Annotated in this window: 17 protein-coding genes; 10 read left to right on the top strand and 7 right to left on the bottom strand. The window is 62.2% G+C overall.

The features are described 5' to 3' along the window. Window positions 1-68: 68 nt before the first annotated feature. Window positions 69-1,646 carry a peptide chain release factor 3 gene (locus EGJ68_RS04010; RefSeq protein ID WP_123033230.1) on the top strand — a complete coding sequence of 526 codons (1,578 nt, stop codon included), beginning with the start codon at window positions 69-71 and terminating at the stop codon, window positions 1,644-1,646. Window positions 1,647-1,649: 3 nt separating this feature from the next. Here the strand turns inward: EGJ68_RS04010 and EGJ68_RS04015 are convergent, their stop codons facing one another. The 5 genes from EGJ68_RS04015 to EGJ68_RS04035 form a co-directional block, all read right to left on the bottom strand. Beyond that, a complete protein-coding gene (locus tag EGJ68_RS04015; protein WP_123033231.1) occupies window positions 1,650-2,135 on the bottom strand; it encodes a glutathione peroxidase in 486 nt (161 codons plus the stop codon). 86 nt (window positions 2,136-2,221) lie between these two features. Then, on the bottom strand, window positions 2,222-3,403 hold the full coding sequence (locus EGJ68_RS04020; RefSeq protein WP_123033232.1) for an acyl-CoA desaturase: 1,182 nt from the start codon (window positions 3,401-3,403) through the stop codon (window positions 2,222-2,224). A 69-nt stretch (window positions 3,404-3,472) separates the two neighbouring features. Then, on the bottom strand, window positions 3,473-4,300 hold the full coding sequence (locus tag EGJ68_RS04025) for an endonuclease/exonuclease/phosphatase family protein (RefSeq protein ID WP_123033233.1): 828 nt from the start codon (window positions 4,298-4,300) through the stop codon (window positions 3,473-3,475). 106 nt (window positions 4,301-4,406) lie between these two features. Then, window positions 4,407-5,750, bottom strand: coding sequence for a glutamine synthetase family protein (locus EGJ68_RS04030; RefSeq protein ID WP_123033234.1), 1,344 nt, complete (start codon window positions 5,748-5,750; stop codon window positions 4,407-4,409). Window positions 5,751-5,851: 101 nt separating this feature from the next. After that, window positions 5,852-6,700, bottom strand: coding sequence for a helix-turn-helix transcriptional regulator (locus EGJ68_RS04035; protein ID WP_123034031.1), 849 nt, complete (start codon window positions 6,698-6,700; stop codon window positions 5,852-5,854). A 141-nt stretch (window positions 6,701-6,841) separates the two neighbouring features. On the opposite strand from EGJ68_RS04035, the gene EGJ68_RS04040 reads away from it, so the two are divergent. Then, window positions 6,842-7,897, top strand: a complete 1,056-nt coding sequence (locus EGJ68_RS04040) for an AraC family transcriptional regulator (protein ID WP_158283483.1) — start codon at window positions 6,842-6,844, stop codon at window positions 7,895-7,897. 4 nt (window positions 7,898-7,901) lie between these two features. Here EGJ68_RS04040 and EGJ68_RS04045 read toward each other — a convergent pair whose 3' ends face one another. Together EGJ68_RS04045 and EGJ68_RS04050 are read right to left on the bottom strand one after the other, a co-directional pair. Further along, window positions 7,902-8,519: a transglycosylase SLT domain-containing protein gene (locus EGJ68_RS04045; RefSeq protein ID WP_123033236.1), complete on the bottom strand. Its 618-nt coding sequence runs from the start codon at window positions 8,517-8,519 to the stop codon at window positions 7,902-7,904. Then, window positions 8,519-10,231, bottom strand: coding sequence for a proline--tRNA ligase (locus tag EGJ68_RS04050; RefSeq protein ID WP_123033237.1), 1,713 nt, complete (start codon window positions 10,229-10,231; stop codon window positions 8,519-8,521). The genes EGJ68_RS04045 and EGJ68_RS04050 overlap by 1 nt, the downstream gene beginning before the upstream one ends. 308 nt (window positions 10,232-10,539) lie before the next feature. On the opposite strand from EGJ68_RS04050, the gene EGJ68_RS04055 reads away from it, so the two are divergent. From EGJ68_RS04055 to tolQ, 8 genes are all read left to right on the top strand, one after another. Continuing rightward, on the top strand, window positions 10,540-10,974 hold the full coding sequence (locus tag EGJ68_RS04055; protein ID WP_123033238.1) for an HU family DNA-binding protein: 435 nt from the start codon (window positions 10,540-10,542) through the stop codon (window positions 10,972-10,974). Window positions 10,975-11,168: 194 nt separating this feature from the next. Further along, window positions 11,169-11,471 carry an FmdB family zinc ribbon protein gene (locus tag EGJ68_RS04060; RefSeq protein ID WP_123033239.1) on the top strand — a complete coding sequence of 101 codons (303 nt, stop codon included), beginning with the start codon at window positions 11,169-11,171 and terminating at the stop codon, window positions 11,469-11,471. 45 nt (window positions 11,472-11,516) lie between these two features. Beyond that, window positions 11,517-13,295, top strand: coding sequence for an aspartate--tRNA ligase (aspS, locus tag EGJ68_RS04065; RefSeq protein WP_123033240.1), 1,779 nt, complete (start codon window positions 11,517-11,519; stop codon window positions 13,293-13,295). A gap of 93 nt (window positions 13,296-13,388) precedes the next feature. Then, window positions 13,389-13,907, top strand: coding sequence for a crossover junction endodeoxyribonuclease RuvC (gene ruvC / locus EGJ68_RS04070; RefSeq protein WP_027949824.1), 519 nt, complete (start codon window positions 13,389-13,391; stop codon window positions 13,905-13,907). 15 nt (window positions 13,908-13,922) lie between these two features. Beyond that, window positions 13,923-14,537 carry a Holliday junction branch migration protein RuvA gene (gene ruvA, locus EGJ68_RS04075; RefSeq protein ID WP_123033241.1) on the top strand — a complete coding sequence of 205 codons (615 nt, stop codon included), beginning with the start codon at window positions 13,923-13,925 and terminating at the stop codon, window positions 14,535-14,537. Beyond that, a complete protein-coding gene (gene ruvB / locus EGJ68_RS04080; RefSeq protein WP_123033242.1) occupies window positions 14,537-15,595 on the top strand; it encodes a Holliday junction branch migration DNA helicase RuvB in 1,059 nt (352 codons plus the stop codon). Before ruvA ends, ruvB begins: the two co-directional genes overlap by 1 nt. Continuing rightward, window positions 15,592-16,005: a tol-pal system-associated acyl-CoA thioesterase gene (gene ybgC / locus EGJ68_RS04085; RefSeq protein ID WP_123033243.1), complete on the top strand. Its 414-nt coding sequence runs from the start codon at window positions 15,592-15,594 to the stop codon at window positions 16,003-16,005. Before ruvB ends, ybgC begins: the two co-directional genes overlap by 4 nt. 15 nt (window positions 16,006-16,020) lie before the next feature. Further along, window positions 16,021-16,731 carry a protein TolQ gene (gene tolQ, locus EGJ68_RS04090; protein ID WP_123033244.1) on the top strand — a complete coding sequence of 237 codons (711 nt, stop codon included), beginning with the start codon at window positions 16,021-16,023 and terminating at the stop codon, window positions 16,729-16,731.

The following is a 16,731-nucleotide window of genomic DNA, read 5'->3' on the forward strand; positions in this document are numbered from 1 at the left end:
GTTCCCGCGGGCACTGCCTGTTGCCGTCAAAGCGCGTATAATCCGCGCTTTTTCCAGCAGGTTCCAGCATGGCAGATTTGACAAAGGCAATTGCCAACCGACGCACTTTCGCCATCATCTCCCACCCGGATGCGGGCAAGACCACGATTACCGAGAAGCTGTTGCTGTTGGGCAACGCCATTCAGGTCGCCGGGAGCGTGAAAGGCAAGCGTGGCCCGCATGCCACCTCGGACTGGATGACGCTGGAGCAGGAGCGCGGCATTTCCGTGACTTCGTCGGTGATGCAGTTCCCCTATCACGGGCGCACCGTGAATCTGCTGGATACGCCCGGCCACGAGGACTTCTCCGAGGATACCTATCGCACCCTCACCGCCGTGGATTCGGCGTTGATGGTGATCGATGGCGCGAAAGGGGTGGAGGACCGCACCATCAAGTTGATGAGCGTTTGCCGTTTGCGCGACACACCAATTTTCAGCTTCGTGAACAAGATGGACCGCGATATCCGTGACCCCATCGAGCTGCTGGATGAAATCGAATCGGTGCTCGGCATTGCCGGTGCACCTATCAACTGGCCGCTGGGCATGGGGCGTGAGTTCAAGGGAGTGTACAACCTCTACACCGACATCATCCACGTGTTCACCCCGGGCCAGGGAAGCGTGCTGCCGGATGACCGGCGCATCGAGGGGCTGGGCAGCGCCGAAGGGCGGGCCCTGCTGGGAGATGATTGGGAGCACTTTGCGGAGGAAATTGAGCTGGTGCGCGGCGCCAGCCATCCCTTCGAGCGGGAGGCCTTCCTTGCCGGCAAGTTGAGCCCGGTGTTCTTCGGCACGGCGCTGGGCAATTTTGGCGTGCGCGAAATGCTCGACGATTTTGTCCAGTGGGCGCCGGCGCCTCTGGGGCGCGAGGCTGCGCAGCGTGAGGTGAGCGCCGCGGAGCCGACCTTCTCTGGCTTCGTGTTCAAGATCCAGGCGAATATGGACCCCCGTCATCGCGACCGGATTGCTTTTTTGCGGGTCTGTTCGGGGCGCTACGAAAAAGGCATGAAGATGCGTCATTCCCGCATCGGGAAGGACGTGCGCGTGGTGGATGCGGTGACGTTCAAGGCCGGCGAGCGCGTGCTGGTGGAAGAGGCCTTCGCCGGTGACATTATCGGCCTGCACAACCACGGTACTATCCAGATCGGGGATACCTTTACCGAGGGCGAAGAGCTGCAGTTCTCTGGTATTCCGCACTTTGCGCCCGAGCTGTTCCGCCGTATCCGCCTGCGTGACCCGATGAAGTCCAAGCAGCTGCAGAAGGGGTTGCAGCAGCTCTCCGAAGAGGGGTCGACACAGGTGTTCGCGCCGTTGAACTCATCGGACCTGATTGTGGGAGCGGTGGGTCAACTGCAGTTCGATGTGGTGGTGTATCGGCTCGCCGATGAATACAAGGTAGAGGCGGGCTATGAGCCCGTCAACGTCTACACCGCGCGCTGGGTGCACAGCGATGACCCGCGCAAGCTGGAGGAGTTCCGCAAGAAGGCCGCGGACCAGCTGTCCATCGATGGCGGCGGGCACCTAACGTACCTGGCGCCGACACGGGTCAACCTGTCGCTGATGGAAGAGCGTTGGCCGGATATCGCATTCCTGGCAACGCGTGAGCACTGACCCTCAGGGCAGCAGGGTTTCGATGTCGCGGGCGATGTCATCCGGGCGGGTAGTGGGCGCGTAGCGCTTGACCACATTGCCCTCGGTGTCGATGAGAAACTTGGTGAAGTTCCACTTGATGCCCTGGGATCCGAGCGCGCCGGGCGCCTGTTTTTTCAGGTGCTGGAACAGCGGGTCGGCTGTAGCGCCATTGACGTCGACCTTGGCGAACATGGGGAAGCTAACGCCATAGTTGACCTGGCAGAATTCCATGATTTCATCGTTGCTGCCGGGATCCTGTTTGCCGAACTGGTTGCAGGGAAAGCCGAGAACGGTGAAGCCGCGTTCGCGATAGGTTTCAAAAAGTTTCTCCAGCCCCGCGAACTGGGGGGTGAAGCCGCACTTGGACGCGGTGTTGACCACTAGCAATACCTTGCCGCGATAGTCTTCCAGAGTGGCAGCCTTGCCACTGGGCATAGCGCAGGTGAAGTCGTAAAGTGATTCGGTCATCGGGCGTCTCCTTGTCAGGGCGGGATGCCGCAGTGTAGCGCAGTCCCGCCGGTAAAGGTGTGTTACGTACCGCAGGGCCCGGGAGATCAGGCGCCCGCTGGAGAAGGCATCTGCAGCTGCTGCAGCAGCATGCCCAGCCGCTTGCGCTGGTTCTTCAGGGCATACTCCAGTTCTCGCAGCCGGGAGCGCAGCGTGGCGTGCTCCCACTTGTCCAGTATCTGCAGGCGGCGCGCCTCCAGGGCGTCGCCGAGGCCGGCGACCTTGCGCTCATAGCGCTCGGATTGCAGCGCCCGCCATTGGTTCACCGATTCGGTGAACAGCTGGTATTCGCGCTCCAGCAGTTCGCGCAGTGTCTCGTCGCCCGCTTTTGCTTCCAGTTCCCGGCGCGCACGCGCAAACTGGGTGTCAAGCAGGGCGCGCTGGATGCGGAAGTCCGGTACCTTCACCAGGTTGCTGGCGAGTCCAACGCTGGCACATAGCCGAATCATCCATTTGGTTGGATCCCACTGCCACCAGCGAATGCCGTTGCGGTAGTCGTTCTGGAAAATATGGTGGTAGTTGTGGTAGCCCTCACCGTAGGTGAGGAAAGCGAGGAAGCCGTTGTCCCGTGCACTGTTGGACTCGGTGTAAGGGCGGCTGCCCCAGAAATGCGCCAGCGAGTTAATAAAGAATGTTACATGGTGGTTGACCACCAGGCGCAACAGCCCGACCAGCAGGAGCGTGCCAATAACATCGCCCAGTGCCAGCCCGAGCAGCAGGGGCAGGCCCAGGTTCATGAAGGTAGTCACGGCCACATAGTGGCGGTGCTGCCACATGACGATGGGGTCACGCTCGAGATCCCGGGCGTTGCTGAAGTCGTTCTCGCCGCTGGGGTAGTCGCGCAGCATCCAGCCCATATGGCTGAACCACAGGCCACGGCCCGCGGAGTAGGGGTCCTGCTCGTTGTCATCCACATGCCGGTGGTGCCGACGGTGGTCGGACGCCCAGATCAGGATGCTGTTCTGCAGTGCGCCCGCACCCCACAGGGCAAAAAACCAGCGTAGCGCAGGATGGGCTTCATACGCTTTGTGCGCCCACAGGCGGTGGTAACCACCGGTGATGGACAGGCCGTTCAGGTACAGGAATACCAGCGCCCACACCCACTGGGCTGCGGAAAACCCCTGGTAAAAGCCCCACAGGGGAACCAGGATCAAGGCCAGTAGCGGGAAGCCAACGAAGATCACCGTGTTGACGGGAATCAAGGCGGGTTTAACAGCTTTCTCGGGCATGGATTGCAGTGCTCAGGCAGGTGAAAACAGGGAAAGGCATACTAGCGTGTCACGGTGAAAAAGTCTTGTTCAGGGAAGCTGCAGTCTTACCAATAGCGGGTTGTGGTCTGAGCTGTCCACCGGTATCGCCACGGCGGATGCGGTGTGCAGGCCTCGGACCAGAATATGATCCAGCGGATTGCCGAACACAGTGGTGCGTAGATCCGGCATGAAGGTGACCGGGCTCAGGTCGTGCCCCGCCATGAAGTCATCGAGCGCCTTGAGTCGGTTACTGTTCCAGGTGTTGAGGTCGCCCGCGATCAGCACGGGGCCCTTGTGTCGGTTGATCAGTGTGGACAGCGCGTGCAGCTGTTCGCGGTAGCGCTGCAGGCCAAAGCTGAAGTTCACTGAGTGAATATTAATGGCCAGCAGTCGCTCATCCCGGCCCACCAGCGGGTACTCTGTTACCGAAGTTGCTTTCGGTGTTTGCAACAGGGGCTCCACCGAGGAAAAGTCGCATTCAAGGCTCGGTGGGTAGCGGCTCAGCGTGAGTACGCCGGTCACATCGCTGGCGTTGCGGTAGCCGGGCGCGAAAGCCAGGAAGTCGGCCTCGGGCACCGTGCCGGGGATGGCCGCTGATACCGACGCCTCCTGCAGAAAGGCGAGTTCGGCACCGGTGGCAAACAGCTGCAAATCTTCCGCCCAGCCCGGGTTGTCGGCTTTCTGTATGTTCCAGCTCACGATTTGTATGTCCGGGCCAAGCGGTACAGCGGCCTGCCGCTGCTGTGCGCCCATCCCGGCCAGACACTCCGCCATGCCAGCGGGTTCCGCAACGGCAAGCCCGGCGTGGCACAGCAGCCCGGCGGCCAGCAAACGGGTTGCGGCACGACACAGGTGGCGGGCAAAAGCGGTATTCATGGCATCAGTATACTGCGTTACGGGTGGAGAGAAGGAGCGACTGACCGGCGACGTCAGTAGCCGTCACGAACGTTTGGACCGCGGGCGCCTTTGGAGGTTCCCTGGCTCAGGTGCGCTCGAGATAGGACTGGTATTCCAGCAGGGAAACACGGCGGCGGAACTCGGCCACCTCCTGTTCTTTGGTGAGGGTGAAAATGCGTTGCATTTCGCCACCGAGAGACGCGCGGATGAAGTCGGAGTTGTGGAACCGGTCCAGTGCCTCGTGCATGTAACCGGGCAGCGAGCCATTCTTCTGTGAATAGCCATCACCGCGGGTGGGACTGCCCGGCGAGGCCTGCGTTTCGATGCCCTCCAGCATTGAAGCCAGAATGACAGCGAGCAGCAGGTAGGGGTTGGCGTCGGCGCCCGGTACCCGGTGTTCGAGGCGCCTCGCGGCGTGGGAGCCGGCGGGTACCCGCACGGCGACCGTGCGATTCTCATAGCCCCAGCTGGGGTAAGTGGGTGCGTGGGTGCCCGCCTGGAAGCGGCGGTAGCCGTTGTAGCCGGGAGAGAAAATGATCATCGAGTCACTCATGTGCTGCAGGCAGCCGGCAATGGCTTGGTGCAGCAGCGTAGAGCCCCGTTCCGTGCCATCATCAAAGACGTTCCTACCCTGCGCATCGAGCATGCTCACGTGGACGTGCATGCCGTTGCCCGCCTCGTCCTCGAATGGCTTGGGCATGAAGCTGGCGACCAGCCCATGCTGGTGCGCAACACCCTTGATCAGGCGCTTCATCATCAGGATCTGTTTGGCGGCGAGCACCGGGCTGGGCACATGTTGCATGTTGATTTCATACTGGGACGGCGCGGACTCCTTGACCACGCCGTCAAAGGGCAGGTCCTGCAGTTCGCAGGCGATGCGGAGGTCTTCCATCATCTGCTGGTGCTGGTTCAGTACATCCAGCCCATACATGTTGCCCCCGACGGGCGAGCCACCGGCAGGTGACGGGCAAGTGTGCAGGGGTACCACGTTATCCCAGCGCACCAGGCTGAATTCGAGTTCGGCGGCTACTACGGGCGTCCACCCGGCTTCCTGGAAGCGCGATACCACCTGTTTGAGCACATGGCGCGGGTCGCCGAGGTAGGGCATGCCGTCGGCATCAAACATGGACAACATGATTTGCCCGTGCTGGCCGCCGGGTGACCAGGGTGTGGGCAGCAGCGAGCCCTCAACCGGGCGGCAGATGCCGTCGGCATCGCCGGAGGCAAACACCAATTCCTCGACATCACGGCCCCAGATATCGAGGCTCAGCGCGGTTTTGGGGAGTTTCAGCTCGCCATCGAAGATCTTGCCGAGTTTGTGCCTTGGTAGCCACTTGCCGCGCATGATGCCGTTACAGTCGGGCAGCAGTGCTTCGACGGTGGTAATCTCCGGGTGGGCCCGCAGGAACCAGTCGGCTTCAAGGGACATTCGGACACCGCGACTCAATCGTGTAAAGCGGCACTATCGGCAAAGTGGCTCCGGGCTTCAATGCCCCACCCGGGGCAGGTCACGTACTTGCGTCCGCCCAATCATTGCGAGGGCGCCATGTAGATGCGCAAGGGATCGTCACCCGCGGCCTGGCCGAGGCAAGTGAGTGAATTGATAAACAGCGAAAACAGGTCGGTTTGCGAACTGACATCCAGCTTGCGGTAGATGCTCTTGCGGTGCCTGCGCACTGTCTCCAGCGCAATGCCCAGACGGTCTGCGGAGGTGTCCGTGCCGTAGCCGCGCAACATCAGTTCGAGAACATCCTTTTCTCGCGGTGACAGCAGGGAAGCGCCGAAGGTGCGGAAGGCGAGATCGACCTGGTGGTCGATGCCGGGCTGGATAAGGTGGGTGACCGCGAAGTCGTCGTGTTCACTGTGGGACTTGATCAGCTCCGAAATCGGCTCTGCCAGCAGGTAGAGGGTTTCGTAGTCCTGTTCGGTGAAGGTGCCGTGACGCGGCAGGCGCATCATGCACACGTTGATCACGTTGCTGCCGCGCAGACGCGAGAGGTAAATGGCCTCGTCCACGGTACCCGTGTCGGCGTAGTAGTCGCGATAATACTGCGTTTCCCGCAGTTTGCCCGCCGTGATGCGCGACAAGCGGTAGAACTTTGAGCGCGGCTGATTCATGGAGGTCTGGTAGAAAGGGTCCTCCCGGTAGGGTCCGTCGAGATACGTGTCTACCTGCGAGGCCAGGGCGTTGTCGGGTATTTCGTGGTAGAGCACCTGCGGCGGCAGGTCCTTGTGATAGAGCCAAACTTGCGGGTAGTCGAAGCGAACCTGACCCTGGATGGCGGCGATGAGTGCGGGGAAAAATGCATCGGTACCGAGTGCGGAAATCGCCTGCGAAAGATCGCGGTTCCACTTGCTCAATTGTGCTATGTCGGTCATCGCAGTGGGTTTGCCTGAGGCTGCGTACAGGAACGCATAGTGGGCAGGCACGCGAAGCTTGTCAAATACCGGGACGGCGCGCTTGGGTTTCGCGGCGAGCACAGCCTATACTCCGGGTTCCAGAATTGTGCGGAGTGTCGTGTGAGCAATCGCCCTGCGTCGGTCACGCCGAAGTTCCCGTCCGAAGTGGTACCTGCCCCAATGGTCATGAGCCTGTTCAGGACCATGCAACAGGCGGGCGTAGCGCAGGGTCGCCTGCTCATTGAAGCCGGGGTCCCTGTGGACCCGCTGAGGGCCGCGTCGCCGGCCGGCTGCATTACACCGCGGCAGTACAGCAGGCTGTGCACGGTGGTGTCGCGACAACTGGCGGATGAGACCTTCGGCGCCATGCCGGACGCCACGACGCCGCCCGGTACCTTGCGCATGCTGGCCCTGGGCATGCTTGGTGGTGGTGCGCTGGGCGCGGCCATGCAGCGGGCCATCGAATTCAATGCCAGCTGTCGTGTGCGGGGCCGGCTGCCGCAGGAAAACCGCCTGTGGGTGCAGGACAGCGGCCGCCATGCCACGCTGGCCTATCTGGGCACGGGTGTAACGGCGCACCATCAGCACCGCGTGTTGGCGGGGCTGGCCATCTGGCTGCGATTCTGTGGCTGGCTGATCGGGCAGGAGATTGATGTCGTCAGCGCCAGTTGTGCCGGTCCGGCGCCGGAGCGTGACGACGCGCTGCGTCATTTCTTTCCCGGCCCGGTACGGTTCAATGCCTCGTCCAACACTGTGACATTCAGCGCCAGGCACCTGGAGGCCCCGATCGTTCGTGACGAGCGTCAGCTCGCAGAATTCATGGCGCTGGCACCCTACCTGCTGTTGTACGCGCCCGAGGCCTGTCACGACAGTGTTGCCCGCCGTATCCGGTTGCTCATAGACAACGCCCCGGACGCCGCGCTGCCCAGTTTCACAGCGTTGACAGTGCACCTGAATATGTCGGCCCGTACCTTGCGCCGACGCCTGGAGAGCGAGGGCACCTCGTACCAGAGAATAAAGGACACAGCCCGGCGTGATCGCGCCATCCGCCTGTTGCGCCAATCGCATCTTTCCATATTTGACGTGGCCGAGGCGCTTGGGTTCAGCGACCCCAGCGCATTTCACCGCTCATTCAAGAAGTGGACCGGGCGACCACCGGGTGAGTTTCGCTGCTAGTGGCTTACCAGGGCAGAGGGGCAGTGCGCCAGCGCCGGGCCCAGGCTTCGTACACTTTGTTGCTGTAGCGACGGCTGCCCAGGCTGCCGTTGTAGGCTGCCAGTGCGCGGTGCAGGTCACCCTTTTCCCGTTTCAGGTAAAATTGCAGGATACGGCTACCGTACTCGAAGTTGGTGCGGTTCAGTGTGAGGTTGTCCTCCGCGCGGCCGATCTCGTTTTTCCAGAACGGCATGACCTGCATCATCCCCTGGGCGCCTACCCGCGAAATGGCGAAGCGATCGAAGTGGCTTTCCACTTCGATAACGGCAAGCACCAGTTCCGGTGGCAGTGAGGCCCGCGTCGCTGCGGAGTGCACCTGACGCAAAATAAGAAGGCGCTCTTCCGGGTCATTGATAAAACGGGCCAGCCGGGCCGACATGTCGACCAGCCAGACCTCGGCATCGTAACGATCCTGGAAGCTGTGGGTGCTGTTGATGGTCTCGTTGAGGAATACGCGCAGGGCCTCGCGCTCTGCCGGGTCTTCCGGTTGCCCCTGGACGTTGTGGCCAGGGGCGAGCGCAAGAACGAGTGCGAAAACCGCCGTCGCCAGCCCGCGTGCCCCGCCGGCGCACCGGCTACGCATCAGCTGTGCAGGCGCTCGAGCACGCGCGGCAGCGCGTCAGCCAGCGGCAGCAGGGTGGCTTCCTCGTCGCGGCGACCCTTGTACTCCAGCTGCCCCTCGGCGAGGGTGCGGTCACCGATCACCAGGCGATGGGGGATACCGATCAGTTCCATGTCGGCGAACTTGACCCCCGGCCGTTCGTTGCGATCATCGAGCAGAACGTCGACGCCCGCTGCGCGAAACTGCGTGTAGAGCGCTTCTGCGCACTCGGCCACCGCGGCGGACTTTTGCATGTTGAGGGGTACCAGAACCAGCTGGAAAGGGGCCATGGCAGCGGGCCAGATTACGCCGCGTGCGTCGTGGTTCTGTTCGATGGCCGCGGCGACAATGCGGCTCACGCCAATGCCGTAGCAGCCCATGCTCATGGTGACGCTCTTGCCCTGCTCGTCCAGCACGGTGGCGTGCATGGCTTCACTGTATTTGCGCCCCAGCTGAAAGATGTGACCGACTTCAATGCCGCGACGTATCAGCAGATGGCCCTTGCCATCGGGGCTGGGGTCGCCCTCCACCACTTCGCGCAAGTCCTCAACCCGGCCCAGCGGGCAGTCCCGCTCCCAGTTCACGCCGGTCAGATGCACATCGTCGCGGTTTGCGCCACAGCTGAAATCAGCGAGCTGCGCAGCGCTTTGGTCAACGATGGTGGGCAGTGACAGGCCAACCGGGCCGAGGGAGCCAAAGCCGGCGCCACAGGCGGCGCGTACCGCCTCCTCACTGGCCAGTGTCAGCGGGTTGCCCACGTCTGCGAGTTTTTCTGCCTTCACGCTGTTCAATGTGTGGTCGCCGCGCAGCACCAGAGCGACCAGAGAGCCGGGCTCGGTGCCCTGCACCACGAGTGTCTTGACGGTCGCCGCCGCCGGCACCGAAAGCAGGGCAGTGAGGTCTTCAATGCTGCGCACGCCGGGTGTGGGTACCTCGCTCAGGGTGGCGCCGGGCGGATTCCGTTCACCACTGGGTGGCAGCGCCGTGGCCATCTCGATATTCGCCGCGTAGTCACTGCCATCGCTGAACGCAATGGCATCTTCGCCGGCGTTGGCCAGCACATGAAACTCGTGGGAGCCGCTGCCGCCAATGCTGCCGTTGTCGGCAATTACCGGTCGAAACTCAAGCCCCAGGCGGCTGAAGATGTTGCTGTAGGCCTGATACATCGTCTGGTAGGTGGTTTCCAGCGAGGCCTGGTCGATGTGGAACGAATAGGCGTCTTTCATCAGGAATTCGCGCCCGCGCATGATGCCAAAACGCGGGCGGATCTCATCGCGCACCTTGGTCTGAATCTGGTACAGGTTCAGTGGCAGCTGCTTGTAGCTTTTGACTTCGTTGCGGATCAGGTCCGTGATCACTTCTTCATGGGTTGGCCCGAGGCAGAAGTCGCGCTGGTGGCGGTCCTGTATGCGCAACAGCTCCGGCCCGTACTGCTCCCAGCGGCCGGACTCTTGCCACAGCTCTGCTGGCTGCACCACCGGCATGCTCACCTCCAGCGCTCCGCTGGCATCCATTTCCTCGCGTACCACCTGCTCTACCTTGCGCAATACGCGTAGCCCCAGCGGCAGCCAGGTATACAGCCCGGCAGCGAGTTTACGCACGAGGCCCGCGCGCAACATCAACTGGTGGCTGATGACCTCCGCATCGGCGGGCGTCTCTTTCTGGGTGCTGATCAGGTATTGGCTGGTGCGCATGCAAGGGTTCCAGGGCAGGGTTTACGAGCGGCTCAGTTTACGTCTGAAGGGCGCTGCGGTACAGCGCTCCCGGGGCGGTGCTTGCCGCCTCCGGGCGCCACTTTGCGCCCCCGGTGCGCCAAAACGGAGCAAAACGCAGTTAAAACAGCGTTTTTTTCGCCCTCGTGTCGCGAAAACCCTTGTATTGCAGCGTTTCATGGTTAATATCTTGCAGTAAGCCTGTTGGCAGCGGTGTTGTCGCGCGAGTGGCAGCAGTCAGTGTGGCTTGTACGCGGGTCCCTATTTAACAAAACGAAGGTTTAAAGACTATGGCGACGAAAAAAGCAGCAGCGAAAAAAGCACCTGCCAAGAAAGCGGCGGCCAAGAAAGTAGCCAGCAAGGCGGCACCGGCGAAAAAAGCCGCTGCACCTGCGAAGAAGGCTGCACCGCTGGTCAAGGAAAAACTTACCAAAACCCAGATTGTGGCTTCTATCGCCGAGAGCACCACCCTGAGCAAGAAGCAGGTGGGCGACGTGCTGGGCGAGCTGGAATCACTGATGGAGCGCAGCCTCAAGAAGCGTGCGGTAGGTGAATTCACGCTGCCAGGGCTGATGAAAATCACCACCGTGAAGAAGCCCGCCAGAAAGGCGCGCAAAGGCATCAACCCCTTCACTGGCGAGGAAACCACCTTCGCTGCCAAGCCTGCCAGCGTTGCGGTCAAAGTGCGCCCCCTGAAGAAAATGAAGGACTTCGCCGACAGCTGAGTACGGCCTGACTGTCCCGTCCCCGATACCGGGGACGAGGCTCCGCTACTTCCGCCTCTGCACGCTCCGGTGCAGGGGCTCGCTTCCCTCCTTGTTTTACTCTGGCTTTTGCGGTATTGGCCTGCGCCCTGCCTTGGGGTAAAATCCGCGCCTCCAATTTTTGCTGCCCTTTTTCCTACTGGCGAGTACACAAAATGCCAATATATGAGTACCAGTGTCAGGCCTGTGGCCATCTGCACGAGGCCCTGCGGAAAATCAGTGATGCGCCGCTGGTGGATTGCCCCGCCTGTGGCAAGGCGGAACTGCGTAAAAAAGTCTCTGCAGCCGGATTCCGCCTGAAAGGCGGCGGGTGGTATGAAACGGACTTCAAGACCAGCGGCAAGAAGAATCTGGTTGCCGGCGGCGACGACAAGAGCTCGGCGCCTGCCGCATCTGCCGCATCAGCGGACAGCGGCAGTGCCAGCGCGAAGGTCAGCGAGGCCAAGCCGGCCAGTTAGCTCCTCGGCCCCCGGGCCTCACTCGACACAGACGGAAACGGAATTATGCGCAGTCACTATTGCGGCGCCCTGGGCACGGCCGACATTGATCAAACAGTCACGCTCTGCGGTTGGGTGGACAGGCGCCGCGACCACGGTGGCGTGATTTTCCTCGATATGCGCGATCGAGGCGGTATCGTGCAAGTGGTGTTCGACCCCGACACCGAAGAGCATTTTCGCGCGGCAGACCGTGTGCGCAGCGAGTATGTACTCTGCGTAAAGGGGCGCGTGCGTGCCCGGGCGGAGGCCACCGTGAACCCGGCAATGGCGACCGGTGCGATTGAGGTGCTGGGCAAGGAGCTGGAAATCCTCAATGCCGCAGCCACGCCGCCGTTCCAGCTGGATGAGCACACCCAGGTGGGAGAGGACGTTCGCCTGCAGTATCGCTACATGGACCTGCGTCGTCCCGAAATGCAGAACCGCCTGATCCTGCGCGCCAAAATCACCACGGCGGTGCGCAACTTTCTGGACGGCGAAGGCTTTCTGGACATTGAAACCCCGATTCTTACGCGCGCAACGCCGGAAGGTGCCCGCGACTACCTGGTACCCAGCCGCACACACCCCGGCCAGTTCTTTGCGCTGCCGCAGTCACCGCAACTGTTCAAGCAATTGCTGATGGTCTCGGGTTTTGACCGCTACTATCAGGTGGCCAAGTGTTTCCGCGACGAAGACCTGCGCGCCGACCGCCAGCCGGAATTCACCCAGATCGATATCGAAACCTCGTTCATGGACGAGGACGGCATCATGGCGATCACCGAGCGCATGGTACGCCAGTTGTTTACATCGGTGCTGGCAGTAGACCTGGGGGAATTTCCGCGCATGTCCTGGGCCGAGGCGATGGAGCGTTTCGGTTCCGACAAGCCGGACCTGCGTATCGACCTGGAGCTGGTGAGCATTGATGACCTCATGCAACAGGTCGATTTCAAGGTGTTCCGTGGCCCCGCCGATGACCCGGCGGGGCGCGTCGCCGCGCTGCGGGTGCCGGGTGGCGCGGGTATCAGCCGCAAAGAGATCGACGACTACACACGTTTCGTGGGTATTTACGGTGCGCGTGGCCTCGCGTGGATCAAGGTCAACGACCTCGCCGCCGGCGTGGAGGGCCTGCAATCGCCGATCCTGAAGTTCATGCCGGAGGCGGTGGTCGCAGAACTCATGCAGCGCCTGCAGGCGGAAAATGGCGACATCATCTTCTTTGGCGCCGACAAGGCCTCGGTGGTGAATGAGTCCATCGGTGCCCTGCGCCTGAAAGTGGCGCAGGACCAGGGCCTGGTGCGCGATGGCTGGGCGCCACTCTGGGTGGTCGATTTCCCCATGTTCGAAGAGAACGCTGCGGGCGCGCTTACTCCCCTGCATCACCCCTTCACGGCACCTTCCTGCTCGCCGGAAGCATTGGCGGCCGACCCGGCAGCAGCGCTTTCCCGCGCCTACGACATGGTGCTCAACGGCACCGAACTTGGCGGTGGCAGTGTGCGTATTCACCAACGCGACATGCAGCAGGCGGTGTTCCGCATTCTCGGCATCAGCGACGAAGAGGCGGAAGAAAAGTTCGGCTTCCTGTTGCAGGCGCTGCAATACGGCGCCCCTCCGCATGGCGGGTTGGCGTTTGGCCTCGACCGGCTGGTTATGTTGATGACCGGCGCGCAGTCCATTCGCGATGTCATTGCGTTCCCGAAAACCCAGACCGCGCACTGCGCACTCACGGATGCCCCTGGCGACGTCAACGAGGCGCAACTGAAAGAGCTGAATATCCGCCTGCGGCAGGCGCGTGTGACGGGCGCTGACTGAGTGCCGGGATGCCTTGTGCGCCGGTTGGAACCGGGTTCATAATACTGTAAATTTATACAGACTCTGGTTTCAGCGCAGCGCTCGGAGCACACTATGGCGGTCATCCTCGGGATTGACCCCGGGTCCCGCAAGACGGGCTTTGGTATCATCAATCACGTTTCCGGGCGCAGTGAATACATCACCAGCGGCGTGATTCGCCTGCCGGCGGGTGAGCTGGCCGAGCGCCTGCGCATTATCTACCACAGTGTCACTGAGCTGGTGCAACTGCACTGTCCTGCGCAGCTCGCCATCGAGCAGGTGTTCATGGCCAAGAGTGCCGGCTCGGCGCTGAAGCTCGGGCAGGCGCGCGGCGCGGCGATTGTCGCCTGTGTTGCCCACGATCTTGCAGTCGCCGAGTACTCAGCGCGACAGATCAAGCAGGCGGTGGTGGGCACCGGCGCGGCCGATAAAGCCCAGGTGCAGCACATGGTGAAGGTCTTGTTGAAGCTCCCCGCCAATCCCCAGGAAGATGCCGCCGATGCCCTGGCGGCCGCTCTGTGTCACGCGCACAGTCAACAAAGTATGATACACATTGCCGGCGCCACCGCGGTGCGCCGGCGCCGCATGCGCTAGGAGGCAACCGCAGGAATGATTGGCAGGATTCGTGGCACTCTGGTCTACAAGCAGCCCCCGGACATTCTGGTGGACGTGGGTGGTGTCGGCTACGACATCCAGGTGCCGATGAGCACCCTGTTCCAGTTACCCGAGGTGGGTGCTGACGTGGCCCTGCTGACGCATTTTGTGGTGCGGGAAGACGCACAGCTTCTGTATGGCTTTATCGATGAGCGCGACCGCGCGCTGTTCCGGCAACTGGTGAAAGTGAGCGGCGTCGGCCCCAAGCTGGCGCTGACGATTCTCTCCGGTATGGATGCGGTCGCCTTTGCCCGTTGCGTCGAGCGCGACGACCTCTCGGCACTGGTCGCGCTGCCCGGCGTAGGCAAGAAGACCGCCGAGCGCCTGCTGGTTGAAATGCGCGACAAACTCAAGCCCTGGCTGGGCCAATGGGCGGGAGCGGATGCCGGGCAATCCGCGGCTGCCTGGCCCCCTGCCAGCAGTCGGGTGGCAGATGCAGAGGGCGCCTTGATTGCGCTCGGCTACAAGCCGGCTGAGGCCGCGCGCATGGTCGCCGCGGTGGACGACGACGAGGCGGCAGACAGTGAGGCGCTTATCCGTCGCGCCCTGAAAGCCGTGGTGCAGCGCTGATGATCGAGACCGACCGTTTGCTGGCCCCGCAGGTGACAGGGGACCGTGAGGACGCTCTGGACCGCGCCATCCGCCCGAAAACGCTGGCGGAATACGTTGGCCAGCCCGCCGTGCGCGACCAGATGGCTATTTTCCTGCAGGCGGCGCGCGGGCGTGGCGAGCCGCTGGATCACACGCTGGTCTTCGGCCCGCCCGGGCTGGGTAAAACCACGCTGGCCAGTATCATCGCCAATGAAATGGGGGTGTCGCTGAAGACGACCTCGGGGCCGGTGTTGGAAAAGGCGGGGGATATCGCCGCGTTGATGACCAACCTGGAGCCGGGCGATGTGTTGTTCATTGATGAGATTCACCGGCTCAGCCCCGTGGTCGAGGAAATCCTCTACCCCGCCATGGAGGACTACCAGCTCGACATCATGATCGGGGAGGGGCCCGCCGCGCGCTCCATCAAGCTCGACCTGCCACCGTTCACGCTGGTGGGCGCCACCACGCGGGCGGGGTTGTTGACCTCACCCCTGCGGGATCGTTTTGGCATTGTGCAGCGCCTGGAGTTCTATCAGGTCGAGGACCTCGCACAGATTGTGGCGCGGTCTGCGGCCATCCTCGGTATCGGCATGGACAGTCACGGTGCCCTGGAGATTGCGCGCCGGGCGCGGGGTACGCCGCGCATTGCCAACCGGCTGTTGCGCCGCGTGCGCGATTACGCCGAAGTGAAGGCCGATGGCCACATCACCGCCGAGGTGGCGGATCACGCCCTGGACATGTTGAGCGTCGATCACCGCGGTTTCGATCACCAGGATCGCCGCCTGTTGCTGGCCATGATCGAGAAATTCGACGGTGGTCCGGTGGGGGTCGACAGCCTGGCGGCCGCCATTTCCGAGGAGCGGGGCACCATCGAGGATGTACTCGAGCCCTACCTGATCCAGCAGGGATACATGGTGCGCACGCCGCGCGGGCGCATGGTGACACGCAGTGCCTACCTGCACTTTGGCCTGCCGGCCGCCAGCCACCCGGATTCGGCACAATTACCATTGGCGCCGGAACAGGACGACAGCGCGTGAGCACAGCGGAATTTTCGATTAAGCTGCGCGTATATATAGAAGACACCGACGCCGGTGGCATTGTCTACTATGTCAATTACCTGAAATTCATGGAGCGCGCCCGGACAGAGTTCATGCGCAGTCTCGGCTTTGGCAAGGATTACATCTTCAACCACGACCTGATGTTCGTGGTGCACGACGTGAGCGTTCGCTACCACCGGCCGGCTCGTCTGGACGATGAACTGCAGGTCAAGGTGCAGTTGCAGGCGGTGCGTGGCGCCACCATGAGCCTGCAGCAGGATGTGTGTCGCGACGGTGAACTGCTGGCGTCCGCCGGAGTCACGCTTGCCTGTGTCGGCCGCAATTCTCTGCAGCCGCAGCGTTTGCCTCGCGCCATGCTGGATACCCTGCGCCAAGCGCAGGTTCACTGAGGGGGAGCCCGACACTTGGAAGCGCAATTAAGTATTGTCCACCTGATTATGGAAGCCGGCGTTACCGTGAAACTGGTGATGCTGACGCTCCTGCTGGCGTCCATGGCCTCCTGGTACATGATCGTCCAGCGCTTTATCTATTTCCGCAACAGCCGCGAGGACATGTACGACTTCGAAGAGCGCTTCTGGTCGGGCATAGATCTCTCCCAGCTTTACCGGGAAGGCAACGAGCGCGCCGACAGTGGCGCGCTCATTGTCGGCATGGAGAGCATCTTCCGCGCCGGTTTCAAGGAGTTCTCACGGCTGGCCAAGCAGTCCGAGATGGATTCCGAGGCGGTTATCGAGGGCTCCCGCCGCGCCATGCGCGTCGCCATGCTGCGTGAGGAAGAGCGGCTGGAGAAACACCTTTCGTTTCTGGCTTCCGTGGGTTCCACCAGTCCTTACATCGGTTTGTTCGGCACGGTGTGGGGGATCATGAATTCATTCCGCGGCCTGGCCAACGCCACCCAGGCAACACTGGCCACGGTTGCCCCCGGGATCTCGGAGGCACTGATCGCAACGGCCATGGGTTTGTTTGCCGCCATCCCCGCCGTGCTGGCGTACAACCGGTTTTCCAACCGCATGGACAATTTCCTGAATCGCTACGACACGTTTGTGGATGAGTTTTCCAGCATCCTCTACCGGCAGGCCTATGCGCTGCGCTCGCGCGATCGGAAAGCCGGATAA

Source organism: Haliea alexandrii (assembly GCF_003719295.1).
GTDB classification, from domain to species: Bacteria; Pseudomonadota; Gammaproteobacteria; order Pseudomonadales; family Halieaceae; genus Haliea; species Haliea alexandrii.

What these genes read in the sequence shown, in the direction of transcription:
- EGJ68_RS04025 (WP_123033233.1), bottom strand. Translation starts at nt 4,300, where the DNA reads ATGAATACCGCTTTTGCCCGCCACCTGTGTCGTGCCGCAACCCGTTTG.
- EGJ68_RS04055 (WP_123033238.1), top strand. Translation starts at nt 10,540, where the DNA reads ATGGCGACGAAAAAAGCAGCAGCGAAAAAAGCACCTGCCAAGAAAGCG.
- EGJ68_RS04045 (WP_123033236.1), bottom strand. Translation starts at nt 8,519, where the DNA reads ATGCGTAGCCGGTGCGCCGGCGGGGCACGCGGGCTGGCGACGGCGGTT.
- ruvA (WP_123033241.1), top strand. Translation starts at nt 13,923, where the DNA reads ATGATTGGCAGGATTCGTGGCACTCTGGTCTACAAGCAGCCCCCGGAC.
- EGJ68_RS04030 (WP_123033234.1), bottom strand. Translation starts at nt 5,750, where the DNA reads ATGTCCCTTGAAGCCGACTGGTTCCTGCGGGCCCACCCGGAGATTACC.
- EGJ68_RS04010 (WP_123033230.1), top strand. Translation starts at nt 69, where the DNA reads ATGGCAGATTTGACAAAGGCAATTGCCAACCGACGCACTTTCGCCATC.
- aspS (WP_123033240.1), top strand. Translation starts at nt 11,517, where the DNA reads ATGCGCAGTCACTATTGCGGCGCCCTGGGCACGGCCGACATTGATCAA.
- EGJ68_RS04060 (WP_123033239.1), top strand. Translation starts at nt 11,169, where the DNA reads ATGCCAATATATGAGTACCAGTGTCAGGCCTGTGGCCATCTGCACGAG.
- EGJ68_RS04015 (WP_123033231.1), bottom strand. Translation starts at nt 2,135, where the DNA reads ATGACCGAATCACTTTACGACTTCACCTGCGCTATGCCCAGTGGCAAG.
- ruvC (WP_027949824.1), top strand. Translation starts at nt 13,389, where the DNA reads ATGGCGGTCATCCTCGGGATTGACCCCGGGTCCCGCAAGACGGGCTTT.
- EGJ68_RS04035 (WP_123034031.1), bottom strand. Translation starts at nt 6,700, where the DNA reads ATGACCGACATAGCACAATTGAGCAAGTGGAACCGCGATCTTTCGCAG.
- EGJ68_RS04050 (WP_123033237.1), bottom strand. Translation starts at nt 10,231, where the DNA reads ATGCGCACCAGCCAATACCTGATCAGCACCCAGAAAGAGACGCCCGCC.
- EGJ68_RS04020 (WP_123033232.1), bottom strand. Translation starts at nt 3,403, where the DNA reads ATGCCCGAGAAAGCTGTTAAACCCGCCTTGATTCCCGTCAACACGGTG.
- ruvB (WP_123033242.1), top strand. Translation starts at nt 14,537, where the DNA reads ATGATCGAGACCGACCGTTTGCTGGCCCCGCAGGTGACAGGGGACCGT.